General features: G+C 72.1%; 7 protein-coding genes and 1 tRNA gene. 7 read left to right on the top strand and 1 reads right to left on the bottom strand.

The annotated features are described in order from the left end of the window. The 7 genes from VFC33_10635 to VFC33_10605 form a co-directional block, all read left to right on the top strand. Window positions 1-719 (top strand): radical SAM protein (locus VFC33_10635; protein HZR13694.1); only part of this gene is annotated, 719 nt, incomplete at its 5' end. Between the two features lie 109 nt (window positions 720-828). Next, on the top strand, window positions 829-1,329 hold the full coding sequence (gene moaC / locus VFC33_10630) for a cyclic pyranopterin monophosphate synthase MoaC (GenBank protein ID HZR13693.1): 501 nt from the start codon (window positions 829-831) through the stop codon (window positions 1,327-1,329). Between the two features lie 201 nt (window positions 1,330-1,530). After that, a complete protein-coding gene (locus tag VFC33_10625) occupies window positions 1,531-1,980 on the top strand; it encodes a hypothetical protein (GenBank protein ID HZR13692.1) in 450 nt (149 codons plus the stop codon). Window positions 1,981-1,995: 15 nt separating this feature from the next. Further along, window positions 1,996-2,667 (top strand): haloacid dehalogenase, encoded by a 672-nt coding sequence (locus VFC33_10620; protein ID HZR13691.1) that lies wholly within the window; start codon window positions 1,996-1,998, stop codon window positions 2,665-2,667. Between the two features lie 50 nt (window positions 2,668-2,717). Further along, window positions 2,718-2,791, top strand: a tRNA-Ala gene (locus VFC33_10615). Between the two features lie 101 nt (window positions 2,792-2,892). Beyond that, on the top strand, window positions 2,893-3,156 hold the full coding sequence (locus VFC33_10610) for a type II toxin-antitoxin system prevent-host-death family antitoxin (GenBank protein HZR13690.1): 264 nt from the start codon (window positions 2,893-2,895) through the stop codon (window positions 3,154-3,156). Between the two features lies 1 nt (window position 3,157). Continuing rightward, window positions 3,158-3,592: a type II toxin-antitoxin system VapC family toxin gene (locus VFC33_10605; GenBank protein ID HZR13689.1), complete on the top strand. Its 435-nt coding sequence runs from the start codon at window positions 3,158-3,160 to the stop codon at window positions 3,590-3,592. A 76-nt stretch (window positions 3,593-3,668) separates the two neighbouring features. Here VFC33_10605 and VFC33_10600 read toward each other — a convergent pair whose 3' ends face one another. Continuing rightward, a complete protein-coding gene (locus tag VFC33_10600; GenBank protein ID HZR13688.1) occupies window positions 3,669-5,096 on the bottom strand; it encodes a hypothetical protein in 1,428 nt (475 codons plus the stop codon). Window positions 5,097-5,741 lie beyond the last annotated feature (645 nt).

Below are 5,741 nucleotides of genomic sequence, written 5' to 3'. Positions count from 1 at the left end.
CGAACGGTGTGCGGCTCCCGGAGCTCGCGCACGACCTCGCCGCCGCCGGGCTGCGGCGCGTGAACATCTCGCTCGACAGCCTGCGCCCCGAGGTGTTCCGCTCGCTCACCCGCCGTGACGAGCTCCCGCGCGTCCTCGCCGGGATCGACGCCGCCCTCGACGCCGGTCTCTGTCCCGTCAAGGTGAACTGCGTCGTGATGCGGGGCGTGAACGACGGCGAGGTCGTCGAGCTGGCCGCGTTCGGTCGCGATCGCGGCGTCGCGATGCGCTTCATCGAGTTCATGCCGCTCGACGCCGACGGCGCGTGGCGGCGCGAGGACGTCGTCCCCGCCACCGAGATCCTCGACCGCATCGACGCCGTGTTCCCGCTCGTTCGGCCCGTGCACGACGTTGGCGACGGCCACCCGGAGCCCGCGGCCGTCTTCCCGTACGCGGACGGGCGCGGCGACGTCGGCGTCATCGCGAGCGTGACCGAGCCGTTCTGCGGCGACTGCGACCGTGTGCGCGTCACCGCCGAGGGCGGGTTCCGCACCTGCCTGTTCGCGCTCGAGGAGCACGACCTCCGTGACGTGCTGCGCAGCGGGCTCGACGGCGACGCGCTCGACGACGCGCTCGCCCGTGCGATCGAGGTCGCGGTCGGCACGAAATGGGCCGGCCACTCGATCGGTCGGGTCGAGTTCGTCCGCCCGAAGCGTTCGATGAGCCAGATCGGCGGCTAGCTCCAGCCCGAAGATGCGGCACTGACTGTCGGAAACCGGACCTCAGTGCCGCATGTCGGACTCGGCGGTCGTCCGGTGTGCCTGTGGGCGGCGCCTACACTTCCTGGTCATGCCGTCGGAGTTCACCCATCTCGACCCGCTCGGTCGCGCCCGTATGGTCGACGTGACGGCGAAGGAGGCGACCCACCGACGGGCGGTCGCCCGGTGCCGGGTGTCGATGGAGCCCGAGACGGCCGAGCGGATCGCGTCGGGACAGATCACCAAGGGTGACGTGCTCGCGGTCGCCCGCGTCGCCGGCATCCAGGCGGCCAAGCAGACGCCGAGCCTGCTGCCGCTGTGCCATCCGCTGCTCGTCGGGTCGGTGTTCGTGAACTTCCGGATCGAGGACAGCCACGTCGAGATCGAGGCCCAGGTCGACACGGTCGACCGGACGGGCGTCGAGATGGAGGCGCTCACCGCGTGCGGGGTCGCGGCGCTCACCGTCTACGACATGTGCAAGTCGATCGACCGCACGATGACGATCGGCGAGCTCGCGCTGTGGGAGAAGACCGGCGGCCGCTCGGGGACGTTCCGCCGCACCCCCGACCTGGGCGACGACTTCGGCCTCTGAGCACGCAGGCTCTGGTCGCGGAACGCGCTGACCAGCGCCTTCGTCGTTCGGTGGCGTGCGGTGCGCGGCGCGTGAATCCGGGCTTGGACTTGACCGTCGCCCCGCATCGCTGGTTAGCGTGTCGGCCGCCTGGTGGATATCCACCCTCTTTCCCCCCACCCCTGTTAGCTTCCGCGAGCACAGAAGGGCGGCCGAGGAGCTTTGGCGATTCCCGTACTCGTGATCCTTGCCGTGCTGTGGGCGGTCGTCCTCGTACCGCCCCTCCTCCGGTCTCGGAACGAGGCTCGGCGCAGCGACTCCGTCGGCGACTTCTCGTATCGCCTGGGTGTCCTGTCGAAGACCGGCGGGCACGCCGTCGTCGCGAACCGTTCCCCGAAGGGCTACGCGCGGGCGGGCATGTCGCGCGCCCAGCGTCGCCGGCGTGACGTCCTCGTCGTGTTGAGCGGGCTGGCCGTGCTGACGCTCGGCGTCGCCGCCGGGACCGGCACGTCGCTCATGTGGGCCGTGCAGATCCTCGCCGACGCGCTGCTCGTCGTGTACGTGCTCGCGATCGTCCGCATGCGCAGCATCGCGATGGAGCGACGGACGAAGGTCGCATACCTTCCGAGCCGCCAGCCCGAGCTCGTGCTGCGGCGGACGGGCTCCTCGTAGCCCGATCGGTCGGGTGTGAGCGCGGCCGGCGACCGCGACGGCGTCGTCGACCGCGCGGACGAGATCAACGCGCTCGGCGAGCGCGCCCGTCGCGTGCTCGACGTGAAGCACCAGGCCCGCGAGACGACGCTCGGCGCGTCACGGCGTGCGATCCAGGCGTGTGCGGCCGCGATCCGCGCCGTGCACCGCGACGAGTTCGACGCCGCACGCGAACGCATCCAGGAGGCCGCCGCGCTGCTGCGCGAGGCCGACGCCGCGGTCGAGGCGCATCCCGACGTGCGGCACGGCGGCTACCTGCACGACGCGAAGAAGGAGTTCGCGGAGGCGAACCTCACGCTCGCGTTCGTGCGCGGCGGCGCGCTGCCGACGGCCGATGACCTCGGCGTGGAGATGCCCGCGTACCTGAACGGGATGGCGGAAGCCGCGAGCGAGCTCCGCCGCCACCTGTTGGACTGCTTGCGCGCCGGTCGCCTCGATCGGGCCGAGGGACTGCTCCGCGTGATGGACGACGTGTACGGGGTGCTCGTCACGATCGACTACCCGGACGCGCTCACCGGTGGGCTGCGCCGCACGACCGACGCGCTCCGCGCGGTGATCGAACGGAGCCGGGGCGACCTCACCACGACGCTCGTCGCGAGCCGCCTGCAGGCGACGATCGACGGCCTCCGCGACCGCACGGACGGGTAGGGCGGTCCCGCAGGACCGCCCGGACCCGGGTGGTAACTTGGCCGTCCTCCGGGGGTGTAGCTCAGTCCGGTAGAGCGCTACGTTCGCAACGTAGAAGTCACGGGTTCAAGTCCCGTCACCTCCACGAGAGCGCAGGCCAGAGGGCCTCTGAAGTGCCGCTGCGGAGCACCACGGCGCGCGGACAACACCGTACGTTTGCTCGTTCGCGTTTTGTACACTCGGCACATGGACGTTGCCGTGAGCGCGTTGCGGGCGAATCTGAGTGACTGGCTCGCACGCGCCCGTCGCGGTGAGGACATCGTGATCACGGACCGCGGCGTGCCGGTGGCACGGCTCACGGGGATCGACGGCAGCGACGCGATCGAGCGGCTGACCGCTGAGGGTCTGATCAGCAGGCCGGCGCGGGCGCAGCGGCCGCGTGCCAGCGCGCGTCGGCGCGTACGAGCGAGCGGGTCGGTGTCGCGGTTGGTGAGCGCGCAGCGTCGTTGAGGTGGCGATCGTGTACTTCGATGCCAGCGCGTTCGTGAAGCTCGTCGTGGACGAGGACGGCAGCGATCTGGCGGCACAGCTGTGGAACGGTTGCGACGCGGCGTTGAGCAGCCGGCTGGCGTATCCGGAGGTGTGCGCGGCGCTCGCTGCCGCGGGACGCAATCGCCAACTCGGTCCGCGCGATCTCCGGTCCGCGCGACGGGCGTGGGACGACTTCTGGGCGGCGACGCGTGTGGTGGAGTTGACGGACACGGTGGCTCGGCGCGCGGGTGGTTTGGCGCGGGCGCACGCGCTGCGGGGCGCAGACGCAGTCCATCTCGCGAGCGCACTGGCTGTCGGCGATCCCGACCTCGTCGTTGCCGTCTGGGATCGACAGCTCGGCGCGGGCGCACACGCCGAGCACCTGCGCACCGCTCCCGGCGAACCGGAGACCTGATCGACGGGCGGCCGGCGGCGGTCCTGCACGCGCGAGGGACCCGGGTGTACGACGACGCCGGCCGCGACTTCCTGCTTCACGTGACGCTGACCGGGGCCGCGCCGCGTGCGAACGGCACCCGAACGCACGTGATGCGGAGGTTGCCGTGTCGCCACGTCGGTGCACACGTCGGGCCGCGCGGCGCGGTGTGCGGGTTCCACGTCAGCACCCACGCGCGGCCCGTCGGCGTGCCCTCGAGCCGCACGGCGTCCGCGTTCGGCATGCCGACGACCGGCACGGTGTGGGCGGCGAAGTGCTCGCGCACGACGACGGCCCACTCGACCTCGATGCCCGTGATCGCGGGGCGGACGACGAGCACGTCACCCGGTCGCGCGACGCGCTCGAGTCGACGGAGGGGCGCGTCCTGTCGCGTGCGCGCGGTGGCGGCGTGGGCGGACGACGTGATGCCCGTGACGAGGAGCGCGGTCGGGATCGTCGCCGCCGCCACGCGCGACACCACGACCGGCCGTCGCGCGCGGAGGAGCCCGTCGCACGCGTACGAGATCGCGAGCACGGGCCCCCACGCGACGACCGTGAACGTGCGGTCGAGCACGACCGGCGCGACGAGTCCGGCGAGCGCACCGAGCGCGGCGGGCAGCGCGAAGCACGCGAGCCAGAGCCGGCCCAGCGTCGCGTCTCGCCGGACGATGACCGCACCGCCGACGATGGTCGCCAGCAGCACGACCGGCCACAGGAAGGGCTCCGAGCTGACGAGACGCGCCATCGCGATCGAGAACGACGGCACGGTCGTGCGGCCGATCCATGTCGAGTGATCGCCGTGCGTCTGGGCGAGGAACGACTGGCCCCAGAGCACGCCCCACCCGGCGCCCGCGACGAGCAGCGCGGCGCGCCATCTCCACGCCGGCGCGTCCGTGCGCAGTCCGGCCACGGCGAGCAGGCCGACCGCGACCAGGATCATCGACACGTGGGTGAGCAGCCCTGCCAACGCGATCACCGCGATCGCGGGCGCGTGCCAGCCGCGCGGCCGGCGCAGCCACGAGTCCGTGATCACCGCGGAGGCCACCCCGATCAGCTCCATCTCGGCATACATGCGCGCGTCGCGTCCGTGGACGACCTCGAACGCGTCGAACGCGAACAGCGCGACGGCGAGCAGCGCGATCCGGCGCCGGTCGTGCAACCACCACGCGAGCAGCGCGAGCGCGGCGATCGAGAAGACCGCGGACGGGAGGCGCAGGAAGAAGTCGCTCACGCCGGCGCGCGCGAGCGGCGAGCGCAGCAGGTAGTCGAGCGGCGGGTGCGAGTCGTGCTGGCGCAGGTAGGCGAACATCGCGTGCACGGGCATCCGGCCCGCCATGGCCGTGAACGTCTCGTCGTAGCTCAGCTGCGACGAGCCGAGGTCCCACAGGCGGAGGAACGCGCCGCCCGCGACGAGCAGCCCGAGCGCGACTGCGTACCACGCTCGCGTCGCGCGTGCGGCTCGTGCCGTTGACCCTCGGAACAGCATTCAGACGTGCAGCATCAGGTCCGCGATGGCCGTGCCGGCGGCGACAGCACCGAGCACGACGGCGATGTCGAGGATCCACTCCAGGGTGCGAAGGATCTTCCCGTCCATGCTGCTCGGTGTACCCACGGCGTGCACGTCCTCACGGGTCAGCGGCCTCTTTCCGCTGTCGGGGACGGCCCGGGTCCGGAATCCGGGACGTCCGGGCGTCGTTGCCGAGCGCGAGGACGACGACAGCGTCCGACGGCGTCGCCGCGTCACGCGAGCAGCGCGCGCAGCGCAAGGACGATCGCGTCGTACGCGCGCGTGCGGAGCGGAGGGTCGTCGAGACGACCGTTGCCGAGCCCGAGCGCGCGTCGGATCTGCAGCTGGTGCACCCACCGCGCTCGAGGTATTCGCGCGCGGCGATCGCCCAGTACGGCGCGACGCGCTCGCCGAACAGCAGCACCGGTTCACCTCGTTCGTCCGGATCGGATCCCGGTCGAGCATCGTCGCTCGCACAGCAATCGGCGCTCCGGGAGCAGGACGTCGACCACGTTGAGCGTGTCCATGACGGGCGGGATGCTACGGGCGCCGGTCCTCGGCGGCGGACAGCACACGCACGAACGTGACGTCGCGGTCGCCCGGCCGTGACTCCTCGCTCCCTGC

Source organism: Acidimicrobiia bacterium (assembly GCA_035651955.1).
GTDB lineage: Bacteria > Actinomycetota > Acidimicrobiia > IMCC26256 > JAMXLJ01 > JAMXLJ01.
Note: the sequence above shows the minus strand (reverse complement) of the source record. Positions and strands in the feature narration are given on the sequence as shown.

Bases quoted from the DNA above. Each gene is read 5' to 3' on its own strand.
- VFC33_10600 (HZR13688.1), bottom strand. From the start codon at position 5,096: ATGCTGTTCCGAGGGTCAACGGCACGAGCCGCACGCGCGACGCGAGCG.
- moaC (HZR13693.1), top strand. From the start codon at position 829: ATGCCGTCGGAGTTCACCCATCTCGACCCGCTCGGTCGCGCCCGTATG.
- VFC33_10610 (HZR13690.1), top strand. From the start codon at position 2,893: ATGGACGTTGCCGTGAGCGCGTTGCGGGCGAATCTGAGTGACTGGCTC.